The organism is Pseudomonas sp. ML96 (assembly GCF_000761545.1).
Lineage (GTDB): Bacteria > Pseudomonadota > Gammaproteobacteria > Pseudomonadales > Pseudomonadaceae > Aquipseudomonas.
In genome coordinates, this window is sequence record NZ_JPMY01000021.1 from 49,666 (window position 1) to 66,842 (window position 17,177).

Consider the following 17,177-nt stretch of genomic DNA (forward strand, 5'->3'; position numbering starts at 1 on the left):
TGCCTCGCAGCCGTCGTGCAGATTACTTGAGGGAGGACGCCGCACCTCTTAGCCAAGGTGCGGCCTGCGCGATCAGCGCTTGTCTTCCACCTTCCACTTGCCGCCATCGAAGAAGGCGCGCCAGCCGGTGGGCTTGCCGTCCACCTCGCTCTGCACATACTGCTCCTTGGTCTTGCGGCTGAAGCGGATCACCGCCGGGCGGCCTTCCGGATCCTTCTTCGGCGCATCCAGCAGGAAGTGGTACTTCGGATCGATCTCGTCCTTGTGCGGAATCAGCTCCAGCACCAGCGGCGCACGAGTCTCGCGGTTCTTGGGGAAGCCGCTGGCCGCAAGGAACAGGCCCGAGGCGCCATCACGCAGCACGTAGGTGTCATCGACCTTCTCGCACTTGAGCTCCGGCATCTTCACCGCGTCCATCTTGGGCGGCGCGGCCTCACCGCTCTTCAGCAGCTTGCGGGTGTTCTTGCACGCAGGATTGGTGCACCCGAAGAACTTGCCGAAGCGGCCGGTCTTGAGCTGCATCTCGCTGCCGCACTTGTCGCACTCCAGGCTCGGACCTTCGTAGCCCTTGATGCGGTACTGGCCCTGCTCGATCTCGTAGCCGGCGCAATCCGGGTTGTTGCCGCAGATGTGCAGCTTGCGCGTCTCGTCCAGCAGATAGGCGTCCATCGCCGTGCTGCAGATCGGGCAGCGATGCTTGTTACGCAGCACGCGGGATTCGGACTCGCCCTCATCATCCGCGGCGATCTCGTCGCCCGGAATCAGGTTGAGAGTGGCCTTGCAGCGCTCCTTCGGCGGCAGTGCGTAGCCGGAGCAACCGAGGAACACGCCAGTGGAGGCCGTGCGGATCATCATGTGCCGGCCGCAATCGCGGCAAGCGATATCAGTCGGGGTCGGCTGGTTGGCACGCATGCCCTTGTCCGCCACCTCGGCCACTTCCAGCTTCTTCTTGAAGTCGCCGTAGAACTCGTCGAGCAGGTGCTTCCAGTCGCGCTCGCCTTGGGCCACGTCATCCAGACGCTCTTCCATGGCGGCGGTGAAGCCGTAGTCCATCAGGTTAGAGAAGCTCTCGTCGAGGCGCTCGGTGACGATATCGCCCATCTTCTCGGCGTAGAAACGACGGTTGTGTACGGTGACGTAGCCGCGCTCCTGGATGGTCGAGATGATCGCCGCGTAGGTGGACGGACGACCGATGCCACGCTTTTCCAGCTCCTTGACCAAACTGGCCTCGGAGAAGCGCGCTGGCGGCTTGGTGAAGTGTTGACTGGGGTCGAGCTGCAGCAGCTTGAGCGCTTCGCCCTCCTTCATCTCCGGCAGCACGTCGTCCTCACCCGGCTTGCTCTGTTGCGGCAGCACACGGGTGTAACCGTCGAACTTGAGGATGCGGCCCTTGGCACGCAACTCGAAGCCACTGGCAGCGACGCTGACGCTGGTGGACAGGTATTCGGCCGGCGGCATCTGGCAGGCCACGAATTGGCGCCAGATCAGCTCGTACAGGCGCTCCGCATCACGCTCCATACCGGACAGCTGGGTCGGGCGCAGGTTGACGTCGGACGGGCGAATCGCCTCGTGCGCCTCCTGGGCGCCTTCCTTGCTCGAATAGAAGTTCGGCTTGGCCGGCAGGTATTTCTTGCCGAACTCGCCGTCGATGAAGCCGCGCACCATATCGATGGCGTCGGCCGACAGGTTGGTCGAGTCGGTACGCATATAGGTGATATAGCCAGCCTCGTAGAGACGCTGGGCCATCATCATGGTCTTCTTCACGCCGAAGCCGAGGCGATTGCTCGCCGCCTGCTGCAGGGTCGAAGTGATGAACGGCGCGGACGGCTTGCTCGAGGTCGGTTTGTCCTCGCGCTTGACCACGCTGTAGCTGGACGCCTTGAGCTTAGCCAGGGCGGCCATGGCCTGGGCTTCGTTGAGCGGCTTGAAGGCCTCGCCATTCTCGCGGGTAACCTCGAAGCGCACCTTGTCGCCCTTGGCGCTGCCCAGGTCGGCATGCACTTCCCAGTACTCTTCCGGGACGAAGGCACGGATTTCCTTCTCGCGCGCCACCACCAGCTTCACCGCTACCGACTGCACACGACCGGCAGACAGGCCGCGGGCGATCTTGGCCCACAGCAGCGGCGAGACCATGTAGCCCACCACGCGATCGAGGAAGCGACGCGCCTGCTGCGCGTTGACCCGGTTGATATCCAGCTCGCCCGGCTGGGAGAAGGCCTCCTGGATGGCCTTCTTGGTGATCTCGTTGAACACCACGCGCTTGTAGCGGCTGTCGTCGCCACCGATGGCTTCGCGCAGGTGCCAGGCGATGGCCTCTCCTTCGCGGTCCAAGTCGGTTGCGAGATAGATGGTGTCGGCATCCTTGGCCAGACGACGCAGTTCTTCGATCACCTTCTCCTTGCCGGGAAGGATTTCGTACTTGGCTTTCCAGCCGTGCTCGGGGTCGACACCCATGCGCGAGAACAGCTGGCGCTTGGCCTTCTCCTTGGGCGACAGAGCCGGCGCCTCGGCGGCGGCAGCCTTGCCGCGCTTGGCTGGCTCCTTGCTGGCGCTGGCGGAACCGCTGGTGGGCAGGTCACGAATATGGCCGATGCTCGACTTCACCACGAACTGGTTGCCCAGGTACTTGTTGATGGTCTTGGCCTTGGCCGGGGATTCCACGATGACCAGCGATTTGCCCATGGATTGGAGAATTCCTGAAAACAAAAAAGGAAGAATAAGAGGCGGGAGCCTATCAAGGCACCGCTATATATAGTGGCTGTCGAGTCGCGGTCAAGCGCGATTCCCGGCAACGTCCTGTCCGATCACCGCCGGTTCGGCCTCGATCAGAGCAAAGCGCGCTACCGTCTCGCCGTCCAGTTCGACCGTACCGCAGAACATCTCCAGCGGTCGCACCCACAGGCCGAAATCACCATAGAGCGCCTGGTAGACCACCACCCACTCCTCGGTTTCCGAGTGGCGCGCGGAACCGAATACACGGTACTGCGGGCCCTTGTAGTGACGGTAGAGACCGGGTTGCAGTTGCATGAAATTTCTCCTGAAAAACAAAAACCGGGGCACCAGGCCCCGGTCTTTACACCCTCTGACGCTTAGACGCGTTCGAAGATGGTGGTGATGCCCTGGCCGAGACCCACGCACATGGTGGACACGCCCAGAGTACCGCCGTTCTGCTTCATAACGTTCAGCAGGGTGCCGGAGATACGTGCACCGGAGCAGCCGAACGGGTGACCCAGAGCGATGGCGCCACCGTGCAGGTTGACCTTCTGCTCCATCTTGTCGAGGAGTTTCAGGTCTTTCAGCACTGGCAGAGCCTGGGCGGCGAAGGCTTCGTTAAGCTCGACGAAGTCGATGTCATCCATGCTCAGGCCGGCACGCTTGAGTGCTTTCTGAGTGGACGGCACCGGGCCGTAGCCCATGATCGCCGGATCGACACCGGCCACAGCCATGGCACGAACCACGGCCAGCGGCTGGATGCCCAGGTCCTGAGCACGCTGGGCGCTCATGACGATCATGCAGGAAGCGCCGTCGGTGATCTGCGAGGAAGTACCTGCAGTCACGGTGCCGCCTTTCGGGTTGAACGCCGGCTTCAGGGCCGCCAGGCTTTCCACGGTGGTCTCCGGACGAATGGTTTCGTCGAAGTCGAACACCTTCAGGAAGCCGTTCTCGTCGTAGCCTTGCATCGGGATGATTTCATCCTTGAACTTGCCTTCGACGGTAGCCTTGTGGGCCAGACGGTGGGAACGCTCACCGAACTGGTCCTGGGCTTCACGGCTGATGCCGTGCATCTTGCCCAGCATTTCAGCGGTCAGACCCATCATGCCCGACGCCTTGGCGGCGTATAGGGACATGTGCGGGTTTGGATCGACGCCGTGCATCATGCCGACGTGGCCCATGTGCTCCACACCACCGACGACGAATACGTCGCCGTTGCCGGTCTGGATCGCCTGCACGGCAGTGTGCAGGGCGCTCATGGAGGAACCGCACAGACGGCTGACGGTCTGGCCGGCGCTGGTGTGCGGGATCTGGGTCATCAGCGACGCCATGCGCGCGATGTTCCAGCCCTGCTCCAGGGTCTGGTTAACGCAACCCCAGATCACGTCTTCCACTTCGGCCGGATCGACCTTGGTGTTGCGCTCCAGGACTTTGCTGATCAGATGGGCCGACATGTCTTCGGCACGGGTGTTGCGGTGCATGCCACCCTTGGAACGACCCATCGGGGTGCGGCCGAAGTCGACAATGACCGCGTCTCTCGGATTCAGGCTCATATTTCTACTCTCGCTCTGTTCGCTGCGCGATTAACCGAAGAACTTCTGGCCCTTGGCGGCCATTTCACGAAGCTTGGCGGTCGGGTGGTACAGGCCGCCCAGGTCGGCATACTTGTCGGCCAGGGCGACGAACTCGGCGACACCGATGGAATCGATGTAACGCAGAGCACCACCGCGGAAGGGAGGGAAGCCGATACCGTAGATCAGGCCCATATCGGCCTCAGCTGCGGTCTCGACGATGCCGTCTTCCAGGCAACGAACGGTTTCCAGGCACAGCGGGATCATCATGAAGTTGATGATGTCTTCGTCGGTCAGCTCGCGCTGCTCTTTGACGATGGACTTCAGCAGCTCGTAGGCGACCGGGTCGGAGACTTTCTTCGGTTTGCCGCGCTTGTCGGTCTCGTAGGCGTAGAAGCCCTTGCCGTTCTTCTGACCCAGGCGATCGGCGTCGTACATCACATCGACGGCAGTCTTGCCTTCAACGGCCATACGGTCCGGGAAGCCTTCGGCCATCACGTCACGGCCGTGGTGGCCAGTGTCGATGCCGACGACGTCGGAGAGGTAAGCCGGGCCCATGGGCCAGCCGAACTTCTCCATGACCTTGTCGATGCGCACGAAGTCGACACCGAACTCCAGCAGCTTGGAGAAGCCGCCGAAGTACGGGAACAGTACGCGGTTGACCAGGAAGCCCGGGCAGTCGTTGACCACGATCGGGTTCTTGCCCATCTTCTTGGCGTAGGCCACGGTGGTGGCAACGGCCACGTCGCTGGACTTCTCGCCACGGATCACTTCCACCAGCGGCATCATGTGCACCGGGTTGAAGAAGTGCATGCCGACGAAGTTTTCCGGACGCTTCAGGGCCTTGGCCAGCAGGCTGATGGAGATGGTCGAGGTGTTGGAAGCCAGGATGGCGTCTTCACGCACCACGCCTTCCACTTCGGCCAGAACGATCTGCTTGACCTTCGGGTTCTCGACAACGGCTTCGACGACGATGTCGACGTTGCCGAAGTCGCCGTAGGACATGGTCGGGCGAATGGCGTTGAGGGCTTCAGCCATCTTGGCCGGGGCCAGACGGCCCTTCTCGACGCGCTTGCCGAGCAGCTTGGAAGCTTCGCTCAGACCCAGCTGGATACCCTCTTCGCGGATATCCTTCATCAGGATCGGGGTGCCTTTGGAGGCGGACTGGTAGGCGATACCGCCACCCATGATGCCGGCGCCGAGAACGGCGGCCAGTTTCACGTCACGAGCGATCTCGTCGTGCTGCTTGGCCTTCTTCTTCAGCTCCTGGTCATTCAGGAACAGACCGATCAGGCTCTCGGCAACCGAGGTCTTGGCCAGTTTGACGAAGCCAGCGGCTTCCACTTCCAGGGCCTTGTCGCGACCAAAGTTCGCGGCCTTCTGGATGGTCTTGATGGCTTCAACCGGAGCCGGGTAGTTCGGGCCGGCCTGGCCAGCAACGAAACCCTTGGCGGTTTCGAAGGCCATCATCTGCTCGATGGCGTTGAGCTTGATTTTTTCCAGCTTGGGCTGACGCTTGGCCTTGTAGTCCAGCTCGCCGGAGATGGCACGCTTGACCAGGTCCAGAGCGGCGTCCTTGAGCTTGGCGGAAGCGACAACAGCGTCGACGGCACCTACTTTCAGGGCGTCGGCAGCTTTGTTTTCCTTACCGGAAGCGATCCACTCGATGGCGTTGTCGGTACCGATCACGCGCGGCAGGCGCACGGTGCCGCCGAAGCCCGGGTAGATGCCCAGTTTGACTTCTGGCAGGCCGATCTTGGCGCTCTCGGAGGCGACACGGTAGTCACCGGCCAGGCACATTTCGAAACCGCCGCCCAGGGCGATGCCGTTGATGGCGATGACGGTCGGAACGGCCAGGTCTTCGAAATCGCTGAAGATCTTGTTGGCTTCGAGGTTGCCGGCAACCAGCTCTTCGTCGGGCAGCTTGAAGTTGTCGACGAATTCGGTGATGTCGGCGCCGACGATGAACACGTCTTTGCCGCTGGTGACGATTACGCCCTTGATCGAACCGTCGGCCTTGATGGCGTCGACCGACTGGCGCAGCTCGCTCAGGGTCAGACGGTTGAACTTGTTAACGGACTCACCCTTGAGGTCGAAATTCAATTCGACGATGCCGCCCTCAAGAGCCTTAACCGTGATGGCTTTACCTTCGTAAATCATCAACTGATCTCCACGGTATGGAAGCTGAACTGTACACATCGGAGCCAACCGGCCGGGGCCGCTCTAGGCAAGAGCCGTCGAGCATAGTCCCAATCGATCCGACACACCCGCCGACGCGATAATCGGGCTGTAAAGGCGCTGCCTTCAGGGCAGAAACGCTCAATTCATACGCCCGTTTGATTTGGGTGGGCGTACATTCAGTGAAAACCCGGCAATTGTCAATTGCCCGTCGCAGGCGCCCATGGTGATAGCTGCGTCACGGAATGACCACGAAACACAAAATCGCCACGAAATCCGCCGCATAGCCGATCTAGAGCCATTTCGCCGATGACGATAGCGTCATTCAGCGACTGGATCAGGCCACCGCCGCCAGCAACGCGGCAACCCGCTGCAACTCCGCCTCGCCACCGCGCTCGCCCCAATAGAGCGACACCATCTGCGGGCTGGCCTCGACCTTGTAGACGTCCTTGGGCAGATCGCCCAGAAGCGGCAGCAGGGCAGCATCGACGCAGGGCTCGCGCCACTGATTGCACCATTGCCCCGGCGCGACCTGCCAGTAGCTCCAGCTGTCACTGCGCCCGGCGCGACGCCCACGATGATATTGAGCGCAACGCTCCGGCGGATGTTCCGGCAACCAGTGCGGCCACTGCTGCTGTCCCAGTTGCATGCCAAGCCCCAGGCGCCGCGCGGCCAGGCGCAATTCCATCTGGCCGCGCTGACGCGGCGACGGACGCAGCGAGACCAGCGGACTGAGGGCAGCACCAATGAGCAGAAGCACGATCCACCAGGTCATATCTATCACTTACCAGGAAAGCCTGTGTTATGAAGGGAGCAGCACCATACTGCAAACATGCTTACTCAGTGGAGGAGACTCAGATGTCCTACAAGCACATCCTGATTGCCGTGGACCTGACCGAGGAGTGTCACCCAGTCGTCGAGCGCGCCCTGGGCATTGTCGCCCGCAACGACGCGACGGTATCGCTGGTTCACATCGTCGAGCCCATGGCCATGGCCTTCGGCGGCGACGTCCCGATGGACCTGTCGCTGCTGCAGCAGCAACAGTTCGACCAGGCCCGCGAGCGCCTGCAGAGCTTTGCCGGTCGCTATCCGCAGCTGGGCGAGGAGCAACGCAGCCTGGCTTACGGACAACCCCGTCAGGAACTGCACCGCCTGGCCGAGGAACAGGGCTGCGACCTGATCGTGGTCGGCAGCCACGGCCGCCACGGCCTGGCGCTGCTGCTCGGCTCCACCGCCAATGACGTGCTGCACGGCGCGCCCTGCGATGTGCTGGCCGTGCGCCTGAAGAAACCCAAGGACTAAAAAAGAGGCCCGTCACGGGCCTCGTCATTTATTCCTGAGCGTCGCCCGCACTCATCACCAGCGGGCGAATCTTCTGCAGCTGGGTCTCCAGCGACACCGTCATGCTCGACGACATGGAGAAGAAGGTCAGGAAGGCCTTGAGGTTGGAGTCGCCCTCGCAGACATCGAGAATGCGCTGCCAGAACGCCTGGTTGACCAACTGCAGCTGCTGGAACTGCTTGACCAGGCCCTTCAGGTCCCAGTCGGCGCGGCGCCCTTCGCGGAAGTTGAAGTACTGCCGCGTCAGATACAGCGAGATGGTGCGCAGGATGAATTCCTGGCTGCTGGCGAACGGCAGATGGTTCTGCGCCATCGGCCGCAGGCGGCCCAGCACCGGGCAGGCGCTGGTAGCCATGATCACCCCGAGCAGCGACCGCAGCCCTTCGTCCAGGCCCACCTGCTTGTTGTACTCACGCTCCGGCGTACGCACCCAGACCTGGGCCTTCTTGATGGCCGGCAGGCCGTGGAAATCCTCGATGACCCGGTGCAAATCGACCGCTGCCGGGCAGCGGCTGAACTGTTCTTTCTTCAGTGGGCAGTTGCTGCACTGATTGTGTTCGAGGCGCGTCCATTTCGGCGTCGCCTCGGCACCCTGGGGATCGTATTGACGGTCCAGCTCTATCCTGTAGCTGAACTGATGGTTGTCATCCAGGGTGATGCGGTACTCAATCGCCATGCATGTCTCCGGCAGGCTCTTCAGGCTTCCAGTTCGGCCCAGCGCTCCAGCAACTGGTCCAACTCCTCTTGCAGGCGCTGCAGGCGCTCCAGCGCCGGCCCGGTGATGGACGGCGCCTGCTGGTAGAAGGCCGGATCGGCGATCTGTCCCTGCAGTTCTGCCAGCTGGGCCTCCAGGGTGTCGATCTGCCCGGGAATGGCTTCCAGCTCTCGCTGCAGCTTGTAGCTGAGCTTCTTCGCGGCCGGAGCCGCGGCAACATTTGCAACCACCACCGGCGCCGGTTCTGGCGCGCGGGTGGCTTCAGCCTTGGCCGGCTTGGATTCGCCGACACCCAGCAATCTCGGCGAACCGCCCTGGCGCAACCAGTCCTGGTAGCCGCCCACGTACTCGCGCACCCTGCCCTCGCCTTCGAAGACCAGCGTGCTGGTCACCACGTTGTCGAGGAAGGCCCGGTCGTGGCTGACCATCAGCACGGTGCCGGGGAAATTCAGCAACACTTCTTCAAGCAGCTCGAGGGTTTCCACGTCCAGGTCATTGGTCGGTTCGTCCAGTACCAGCAGGTTGGCCGGCTTGCTGAACAGCTTGGCCAGCAACAGCCGCGCACGCTCACCGCCGGACAATGCCTTGACCGGCGTGCGCGCACGCTGCGGACTGAACAGGAAATCCCCCAGATAGCTCAGCACATGGCGGTTCTGACCGTCGATGCTGATGAAGTCGCGCCCCTCTGCGACGTTATCGATTACCGTCTTTTCCGGCTCCAGCTGATGGCGCAGCTGGTCGAAATACGCCACTTCTAATTTGGTACCTGCCACTATCGTGCCACTAGTGGGTTGCAGGTCGCCCAAAAGCAGTTTGAGCAGCGTGGTCTTCCCGGTGCCATTGGCCCCGAGCAGACCGATGCGGTCGCCGCGCTGCAGCACCAAGGTGCAGTCCTGGATCAGCGCAGGTCCCCCTGCGTGCGCAAAACTGACATTTTCCGCCACTATCACCTGCTTGCCGGATTTCTCCGCCGACTCCAGCTGGATATTGGCCTTGCCCTGGCGCTCGCGACGCTCGCTGCGCTCCATACGCATGGCCTTGAGCGCACGCACACGGCCTTCGTTACGGGTACGACGGGCCTTGATGCCCTGACGAATCCACACTTCTTCCTGGGCCAGGCGCTTGTCGAACAGCGCGTTGGCGGTTTCCTCGGCGGCCAGCTGCTGCTCCTTGTGCACCAGGAAGCTGGCGTAGTCGCCGTTCCAGTCGATCAGCCCGCCGCGATCCAGCTCGAGGATGCGCGTGGCCAGGTTCTGCAGGAAGGAACGGTCGTGGGTGATGAACAGCACGGCGCCGCCGAAGTCCTTCAGCGCCTCTTCCAGCCAGGCGATGGCACCGATGTCCAGGTGGTTGGTTGGCTCGTCGAGCAGCAGCAGGTCCGGCTCGGAGACCAGCGCCTGGGCCAGCAGCACGCGGCGGCGCCAGCCACCGGACAGTTCGGCCAGGGTCTTGTCGGCCGGCAGCTGCAGGCGGCTCAGGGTGCTGTCCACCAGCTGCTGCAGGCGCCAGCCATCCTTCGCCTCCAGCTCCTGCTGCACATGCATCAGCTGGTTAAGGTCTTCCTCTCCCTGGATGTTCTGGCTCAGGTGGTGATAGCGCGCGAGCAGCTCACCGACGCCGGCCAGACCCTCGGCCACCACATCGAACACGGTCCGCTCGTCGGCGCGCGGCAGCTCCTGCGGCAGTTCGCCGATCTTCAGCGCCGGCGCGCGCCAGATCTCGCCGTCATCGGGCATCTGCTCGCCCTTGACCAGGCGCAGCATGCTCGACTTGCCGGTGCCATTGCGGCCGATGATGCACACCCGCTCCCCCCGGGCTATCTGCCAGGACACGTTGTCCAGCAGGGGCATGGCGCCGTAGGCCAGGGAAACTTCGGAAAACTTGAGCAGGGTCATGAACTACCACCTTCGTGAACAGGCGCGCATTCTAACCGACTTGCGCAGCCCCGATGCCGGCGTGTTGCCACACGTGCCGGTGCCATTCTGCGGTCCAGTCAGGCTAAGCTAGGCGCACGCTTCATTTCGTTTCCTTTACCCGGATGTGTCATGCGCCGCCCTCTGTTCTGCCTGCTTTCCGCACTCCTGTCCTGTTCCCTCGGCCTCGCCAGCGCCCAGGCCGCCAATCTGGCCCAGCAACGGCAAATGTACGACGAGGCCAAGCGCGCCCTGGCCAATGGCGACAAAGGGCCGTATCTACGCTACGCCAATGCCCTGCGTGACTACCCGTTGGAGCCCTATCTGGCCTACGACGAGCTGACCGCACGCCTGAAGTGGGCCGGTAACGACGAAATCGAGGCCTTCCTCACCGAACACGGCGACCTGCCCCAAGCCGGCTGGATGAAACTGCGCTGGCTGCGCTGGCTGACAGAGCGCGGTGAATGGCAGACCTTCGCCAAGTACTACGACCCCAGCCTCAACTTCACCGAGCTGGACTGCCTCTACGGCCAGTACCTGTACAAGCAGGGCATGCAGGCAGAGGCGCGGGCCGCCTCGGAAAAACTCTGGCTGGTCGGCAAATCCCAGCCCGAGGCCTGCGACACCCTGTTCGGCACCTGGCGCGCCGATGGTCAGATGACCGAGGAGCGCCGCTGGCAACGCGCCAAACTGGCTGCCGAGGCGCGCAACTACGGCCTGGCCAGCTACCTGGTAAAAGGCCTGCCGAACCTCGGCAAGCAGGGCCAGCTGATGCTGGATGCCGCGCAGAAGCCGCAGATGATGAGCCAGACCGCGCGCTTCACCCCGGCCGACCGCCATATGGCCGATGCCGCTGGCCTGGGCCTGCGCCGCCTGGCGCGCCAGGACCCGGAGAAGGCTATCGGCCTGCTCGAAGTCTACGCCGCCAAACTGCCCTTCTCCGCCGAGGAGAAAGTGGCCATCGCCCGCGAAGTCGGCCTGACCCTGGCCCGCCGCTTCGACATCCGCGCCCTGCAGGTCATGGCCCAGTACGACCCCGAGCTGCGCGACAACACCGTATCCGAGTGGCGCGCCCGCCTGCTGCTGCGCCACGGCCGCTGGGACGAGGCCTATCAGCTGACCAGCCGCATGCCCGCCGACCTCGCCACCACCAGCCGCTGGCGCTACTGGCACGCGCGCAGCCTGCAGCTGGCCAAGCCGCAGGACCAGCAGGCCCTGGCGCTGTACAAGCCGCTGGCCGAGGAGCGTGACTTCTACGGCTTCCTCGCCGCCGATCGTATCCAGGTGCCCTACAGCCTGAACAACCGACCGATGGCCATCGACCCGCAACTGATGCAGAAGGTGCGCAACACCGCCGGCATCCGCCGCGCGCTGGAATTCCACGACCGTGGCCAGATCGTCGACGGCCGCCGCGAGTGGTACCACGTCAGCCGCCTGTTCAGCCGCGACGAACTGGTGGCCCAGGCCAAGCTGGCCTACGACAAGCAGTGGTACTTCCCGGCCATCCGCACCATCAGCCAGGCCAAGTACTGGGACGATCTGGATATCCGCTTCCCGATGGCCTACAGGTCCAACCTGACCACCCAGGCCAAGGCCCGCGGCCTGCACTCCAGCTGGGTGTTCGCCATCACCCGCCAGGAAAGTGCCTTCATGGCCGACGCCCGCTCGCCGGTCGGCGCCATGGGCCTGATGCAGCTGATGCCGGGCACCGCCAAGGAAACCGCGCGCAAGTTCGGCATTCCCCTGGGTGACCCCAAGCAGGCATTGGTGCCGGAGAAGAACATACAGCTCGGCGCCGCCTACCTGAGCCAGGTGCACAGCCAGTTCAACGGCAACCGCGTGCTCGCCTCGGCCGCCTATAACGCCGGCCCGGGCCGTGTGCGCCAGTGGCTGAAAGGCGCCGACCACCTGGCCTTCGACGTATGGGTGGAGAACATCCCGTTCGACGAGACCCGCCAGTACGTGCAGAACGTGCTGTCCTATTCGGTGATCTACGGCCAGAAGCTCGGTGCGCCGCAGCCGCTGGTGGACTGGCACGAGCGTTTCTTCGACGATCAGTGATCGCGGCTCATCCGAGCAAAAGAAAGGGCGCCCATGGGCGCCCTTCTTGTTTCTGCTGCGGCCTTACTCCAGCACTTCCACCGGCATGCCCACGCGCAGCTCGCCGACGCCGCGCGGCAGCAGGTTCTGCCCGAAGTACACGTCACCATCGCGCTCGCGATAGGTCTTCAGCGTCGTCAGCGGCTCGCGGTCGGCGTTGCGCTCGCCGGTCTGCGGGTCGATGGTAGTGAGGATGCAACGGCTGCAGCCCTTGGCCACCTCGAACTCCAGATCGCCGATGCGGATGCGCTTCCAGCTGTCTTCGGCGTAGGGCGCGCTGCCCTCGACCACCAGATTGGGGCGAAAACGCAGCATCTCCAGCGGGCGGCCGACCCGCGCCGACAGGTCTTCCAGCGAGGCCTGGCCGATCAGCAGCAGCGGGAAGCCATCGGAGAAGGCCACCTTGTCGCCGGGCTGGGCGTAGCCAGTGTCGACCTGGCGCGCACGCTCCTCCGGCACCTGGACCAGACGGCAGGGCCGGCCGATGAAGCAGCTCAGCCACTCGGCCGCCGCATCGCCGGCATCCGGCACGCGCAGGCTATCGCGCCACACGGTCACCCCACGCAGGTCCTGGTCCGCCTGCGGCAACGGCACCTCCAGGCTACCGAAGCCCGGCGCACTCAGGCTCAACCCTCCCGCCTCGTTGTACAGCGCGCTCAACTGGCTCATCTGCGGCAGCAGGCGCTGGGTCAGAAAGCGCCCGCTCTCCGGCTCCACCAGCATCCAGCGGCGGTCGCCGCGCAGGCCCAGGGCCTCCAGCGGGGAGCTGACCAGGCTTTCGCCACGGGCGGACTTGAGCGGGTATCGGTAGAGCGCGGAGAGCTGCATACGGGCCTCGAAGTGGATCAGGGATTACCCCTTCATTCATACGAAAGGGCGATGTGATGGGTTTCACGATTCTGCGTAGATTGCCGGTACATAAAACCAATAAAAACGCTTTTGGTGTAGCCCATGACCAGTTCTACCCTCTCCGCTTCGCTGGAGCAGCCTGCCCAACGCCCCGTCTCGAACAACGCTCATATCCCCCTGCTGGCCTGCCAGCTGATCCTCCTCGCCGCCGTGCTGACGCTGGGCGACAACAGCCTGCGCGTGGTTGCCCTGCTGCTGGCTGGCCCCCTGTTCCTGCTCACCTGGCGGCTCGGCACGGTGCGCCCGGCGGAGCGTGTACTGGCAAGATTGGACGCTCTCGGCGGCACCCAGATCGACCTCTGCGAGCACACCGAGGGCGAGCCCGACAGCCTGGACCACCTCACCACGCGCCTACGCCAGTGCATCGCCGGCTTGCAGCATAACAGCCTGCAGATCGCCCTGGCGTCGGCCACCAGCCGCCTGCAGTCCGAGCAGGCGGCGCAGGAAGCCACGCAGCAACACAGCCTGTCCGAGCTGATCTTCCACGCCAGCGAGCAGACCACCGCAGCCCTGCAGGATATTTCCGCACGCGCCGGCGGCATCACCGAGATGAACGGTCGCAACCTCGACATGGCCCACCAGTCGCAGCAACAGCTCGGCGAGGCCTGCCGGCAGATGCAGGACGTCAACCAGACTATGGAGGGCTTCCGCCACAACATCGAGGCGCTCGCGGCGAGTACCGCCAAGGTCCGCGAGATCCTGGTCACCGTGCAGGACTTCTCGACCCAGACCAACATGCTGGCGCTCAACGCCGCCATCGAGGCGGCCCGCGCCGGCGAGGCCGGGCGTGGCTTCGCCGTGGTGGCCGACGAGGTGCGCAACCTGTCGCAGAAGGTCGGCAGCGCCGCCCAACAGATCGGCGTGTTGATGGAGGAAATGACCGGCGCCATGAACGGCGCCGACGAGCAGACCCAGCGCATGCTCGAGCAGAGCGCCTCGAGCGGCGCCGTGGTCAACGTTGCCAGCGAGCAGTTCGAGCTGATGGTGCACGACTTCAACCAGGCCAACGACGACCTGCTGATGGTCAGCAGCGCCCTGGAGGAACTGCACGCTACCAACCAGGAAACCCACCAGCACAGCAGCCGCATCCGCGAACTCAGCTTCACCATCGGCCAGTGCATGCAGCAGAACTTCGCCCAGGCCGATGCCATGCGCGACACCACCAACCTGCTGATCCAGCAGCTGTGCACCTTCCGCCTGGGCAGCGGGCGCCTGGAGGGCATTACCGAGATGCTGTTCCAGCGTCGCGACCTGATCGAGGCGCAGCTCGAAGAGCTGCAACGCTCCGGAGTCGACCTGTTCGACCAGAACTACCGACCGATCGCCAACACCAACCCGCAGAAGCACGACGTCGCCTGGGTCGAGCCCTACCGCCGGCGCATCCAGCCGCTACTCGACGAGTGGGATCAGGGCGGCAAGGACGGCGTGCTGTACCTGGTGCCGATGACCGAGCGCGGCTACCTGCCGGCGGCGCGCAGCGCGGCCTCACAGCCGCCGACCGGCAACCCGCAGGTCGACGCGGCCAAGAGCATGCACCAGCGTTTCATTGCCGTGAGCGAGAGCGAGATGAACAGCGTGCGCCAGTGCCAGCACCTGAGCATGGGCACCTTCGTGATCCCCGGCACCAGCACCATCGTCTTCGTGATCTACACCCCGGTGGGCATCGGCGGGCGCCGCTGGGGCACCATCAGCGCCGGCATTCTGCCGGCCGCGCTGGGGGTGTGAGAGAGAGTGCCGCGGCGCCTCAGGCGTCGCGGCGTAGGCGGTCGGCGATGACGTCGACCAGCTTGTCCGGCTGGAACTTGGAGAGGAAGTTGTCGCAGCCGACCTTCTTCACCATGGCCTCGTTGAAGCTGCCGGAGAGCGAGGTGTGCAGCACCACATACAGATCGCGCAGACGCGGATCGTTGCGGATCTCGGTGGTCAGGCGATAGCCGTCCATCTCCGGCATCTCGGCATCGGTGAAGATCATCAGCAGCTTGTCGGTCATCACCTCGCCGGTGTCGGCCCACTTCTTCAGCAGCTGCAGCCCCTTGAGGCCGTCACTGGCGCTGTGGGTGCGAATGCCCAGTTGAGCCAGGGTCTCGCGCAACTGGTTGAGGGCCACGCTGGAGTCGTCCACCAGCAGCACTTCGCGCCCGACCGCGCCGGCCAGTACCGGGTCGGCCAGTTTCTCGTCGGAGACCTTGGTGCTCATCGGCGCGATCTCGGCCAGCACCTTCTCCACGTCGATGATCTCGACGATCTGGTCGTCCACCTTGGTGATCGCGGTCAGGTAGTGCTGGCGCCCTGCCCCGCCCGGCGGCGGCAGGATGGATTCCCAGTTGAGGTTGAGGATGCGGTCCACACCGCCGACCAGGAAGGCCTGCACCGAGCGGTTGTACTCGGTGACGATGATGGTGCTGTTCTCGTTGGGAGTCAGCGGACGCATGCCGATGGCCTGGGACAGGTCGATCACCGGCAGGGTCTGGCCGCGCAGGTTGACCACCCCGCAGACGTAGGGATGGCGGTGCGGCATCAGGGTCAGCTTGGGCAGCTGCAGGACTTCCTGCACCTTGAACACGTTGATGGCGAACAGCTGACGGCCCGCCAGGCGGAACATGAGGATTTCCAGGCGGTTCTCGCCCACCAGTTGGGTGCGCTGGTCCACTGTATCGAGAATGCCGGCCATCAAATATTCCTCATGTTTGAATCGAGTCTAGCTGCTATCGGCTGACTGCACGTTAACTACAGTATGGCCTGGCGCCATCATGCCGTAGGCACCTCGGCCGCGCCAGCGCCGTGGCCGAGCAGCGGGGAAATGTCCGGCAGGTGCAAACGCAGTGCCCCAGGCCGGGCAGCGAAGCGCAGACGCTGGCTCTCCAGCGGCTCGCCATCCAGGTTGATGTCCAACCCCTCCGGCGCCTCCACCTCCAGCCAGGGCAGGCGCACGCTGACCGATACCGCCTCCACCCCCAGCACTCCGCCGGACAGCAGCGTACCCAGAGTGCCGACCATATCCTGCGGCGCCGGCACGATGCAGATATCGAGCAGACCATCGTCGATGCGCGCCTGCGGGCACAAGGCATGCCCACCACCAGCCTGGCGCCCGTTGCCGATGCCCAGGGCAAGGAAATCGCCTTCCCAGGCGAAATCAGGTCCACGAAAGCGGCCGAAAGCCGAGTGCACCTCGGCAAAGCGAGTCAGCCCCGTCAACAGATAGGCGGCGCCACCGAGCAGATTCTTAAGTTCTTCCGAGGTATTGGCGGTGACCTTGGAGCCAAAGCCACCGGTCGCCATGTTGAGGAACAGCTGGCCATCGGCTTCGCCCATATCGATTGAGCGTGGCTCGAAATCCAGCAGCGCCAGCGCCTCGGCCGGCACCAGCGAAATACCGGCGGCGCGGGCGAAGTCATTGGCGGTGCCCAACGGCAGCAGCGCCAGGCTGGCCTGGCCGCCAGCCAGCGCCAGGGCCTCGGCCACATCGCGCAGGGTGCCATCGCCACCGCCGGCAATCAGCGTCGGGTAACCAGCGGCCAGCGCCTCGTCCACCAACCGCGCCGCATCGCCGCCCTCCCAGGTCAGGCGTACATCCAGCTGCCAGCCGCGCTCGCGCAGCGCCATCACGGCGGCGCGCACCTCCTCGTTCTGTGCCTGCTTGCCGTGCAGGATCAGCAGTGCCTTGCGTTCTGCCACCATGTCACTCCTCCACTCCGTCTCGACTAGAGCAGACCCTCATGCGCAGTCGAAAGTGCCCTC

13 protein-coding genes are annotated in these 17,177 nt (G+C 64.1%); 3 read left to right on the plus strand and 10 right to left on the minus strand.

Annotated features, from left to right (window positions below; translation table 11 throughout):
- Positions 1 to 72: 72 nt before the first annotated feature.
- The 5 genes from topA to IP89_RS13470 form a co-directional block, all read right to left on the minus strand.
- Entirely contained in the window at positions 73 to 2,682 is a 2,610-nt protein-coding gene (topA, locus tag IP89_RS13450) for a type I DNA topoisomerase (RefSeq protein ID WP_043310071.1), read from the minus strand.
- A gap of 90 nt (positions 2,683 to 2,772) precedes the next feature.
- A complete protein-coding gene (locus tag IP89_RS13455; protein ID WP_043310072.1) occupies positions 2,773 to 3,027 on the minus strand; it encodes a DUF1653 domain-containing protein in 255 nt (84 codons plus the stop codon).
- A 62-nt stretch (positions 3,028 to 3,089) separates the two neighbouring features.
- On the minus strand, positions 3,090 to 4,265 hold the full coding sequence (gene fadA / locus IP89_RS13460; protein ID WP_043310073.1) for an acetyl-CoA C-acyltransferase FadA: 1,176 nt from the start codon (positions 4,263 to 4,265) through the stop codon (positions 3,090 to 3,092).
- Between the two features lie 30 nt (positions 4,266 to 4,295).
- On the minus strand, positions 4,296 to 6,443 hold the full coding sequence (gene fadB / locus IP89_RS13465) for a fatty acid oxidation complex subunit alpha FadB (RefSeq protein WP_043310074.1): 2,148 nt from the start codon (positions 6,441 to 6,443) through the stop codon (positions 4,296 to 4,298).
- A 355-nt stretch (positions 6,444 to 6,798) separates the two neighbouring features.
- Positions 6,799 to 7,236, minus strand: a complete 438-nt coding sequence (locus IP89_RS13470; RefSeq protein ID WP_043310075.1) for a hypothetical protein — start codon at positions 7,234 to 7,236, stop codon at positions 6,799 to 6,801.
- An 83-nt stretch (positions 7,237 to 7,319) separates the two neighbouring features.
- Here IP89_RS13470 and IP89_RS13475 point away from each other — a divergent pair, with 83 nt between their 5' ends.
- Complete coding sequence (locus IP89_RS13475; protein ID WP_043310076.1) at positions 7,320 to 7,763, plus strand: universal stress protein; 444 nt, start codon at positions 7,320 to 7,322, stop codon at positions 7,761 to 7,763.
- A gap of 28 nt (positions 7,764 to 7,791) precedes the next feature.
- Here the strand turns inward: IP89_RS13475 and IP89_RS13480 are convergent, their stop codons facing one another.
- Together IP89_RS13480 and IP89_RS13485 are read right to left on the minus strand one after the other, a co-directional pair.
- Complete coding sequence (locus tag IP89_RS13480; RefSeq protein ID WP_043310078.1) at positions 7,792 to 8,478, minus strand: hypothetical protein; 687 nt, start codon at positions 8,476 to 8,478, stop codon at positions 7,792 to 7,794.
- Positions 8,479 to 8,498: 20 nt separating this feature from the next.
- Complete coding sequence (locus IP89_RS13485) at positions 8,499 to 10,412, minus strand: ATP-binding cassette domain-containing protein (RefSeq protein ID WP_043310079.1); 1,914 nt, start codon at positions 10,410 to 10,412, stop codon at positions 8,499 to 8,501.
- Between the two features lie 150 nt (positions 10,413 to 10,562).
- Here IP89_RS13485 and IP89_RS13490 point away from each other — a divergent pair, with 150 nt between their 5' ends.
- On the plus strand, positions 10,563 to 12,491 hold the full coding sequence (locus IP89_RS13490; RefSeq protein WP_043310080.1) for a transglycosylase SLT domain-containing protein: 1,929 nt from the start codon (positions 10,563 to 10,565) through the stop codon (positions 12,489 to 12,491).
- Between the two features lie 63 nt (positions 12,492 to 12,554).
- On the opposite strand, the gene IP89_RS13495 is transcribed toward IP89_RS13490, so the two are convergent.
- Positions 12,555 to 13,358 carry an MOSC domain-containing protein gene (locus IP89_RS13495; RefSeq protein WP_043310081.1) on the minus strand — a complete coding sequence of 268 codons (804 nt, stop codon included), beginning with the start codon at positions 13,356 to 13,358 and terminating at the stop codon, positions 12,555 to 12,557.
- Between the two features lie 696 nt (positions 13,359 to 14,054).
- Here IP89_RS13495 and IP89_RS13500 point away from each other — a divergent pair.
- Positions 14,055 to 15,164 (plus strand): methyl-accepting chemotaxis protein, encoded by a 1,110-nt coding sequence (locus tag IP89_RS13500; RefSeq protein ID WP_371261949.1) that lies wholly within the window; start codon positions 14,055 to 14,057, stop codon positions 15,162 to 15,164.
- Between the two features lie 19 nt (positions 15,165 to 15,183).
- Here IP89_RS13500 and IP89_RS13505 read toward each other — a convergent pair whose 3' ends face one another.
- Both IP89_RS13505 and yegS read right to left on the minus strand, forming a co-directional pair.
- Positions 15,184 to 16,110, minus strand: a complete 927-nt coding sequence (locus IP89_RS13505; RefSeq protein ID WP_043310083.1) for a chemotaxis protein CheV — start codon at positions 16,108 to 16,110, stop codon at positions 15,184 to 15,186.
- A gap of 77 nt (positions 16,111 to 16,187) precedes the next feature.
- Positions 16,188 to 17,117, minus strand: coding sequence for a lipid kinase YegS (gene yegS, locus IP89_RS13510; protein WP_371261948.1), 930 nt, complete (start codon positions 17,115 to 17,117; stop codon positions 16,188 to 16,190).
- Positions 17,118 to 17,177: the final 60 nt, after the last annotated feature.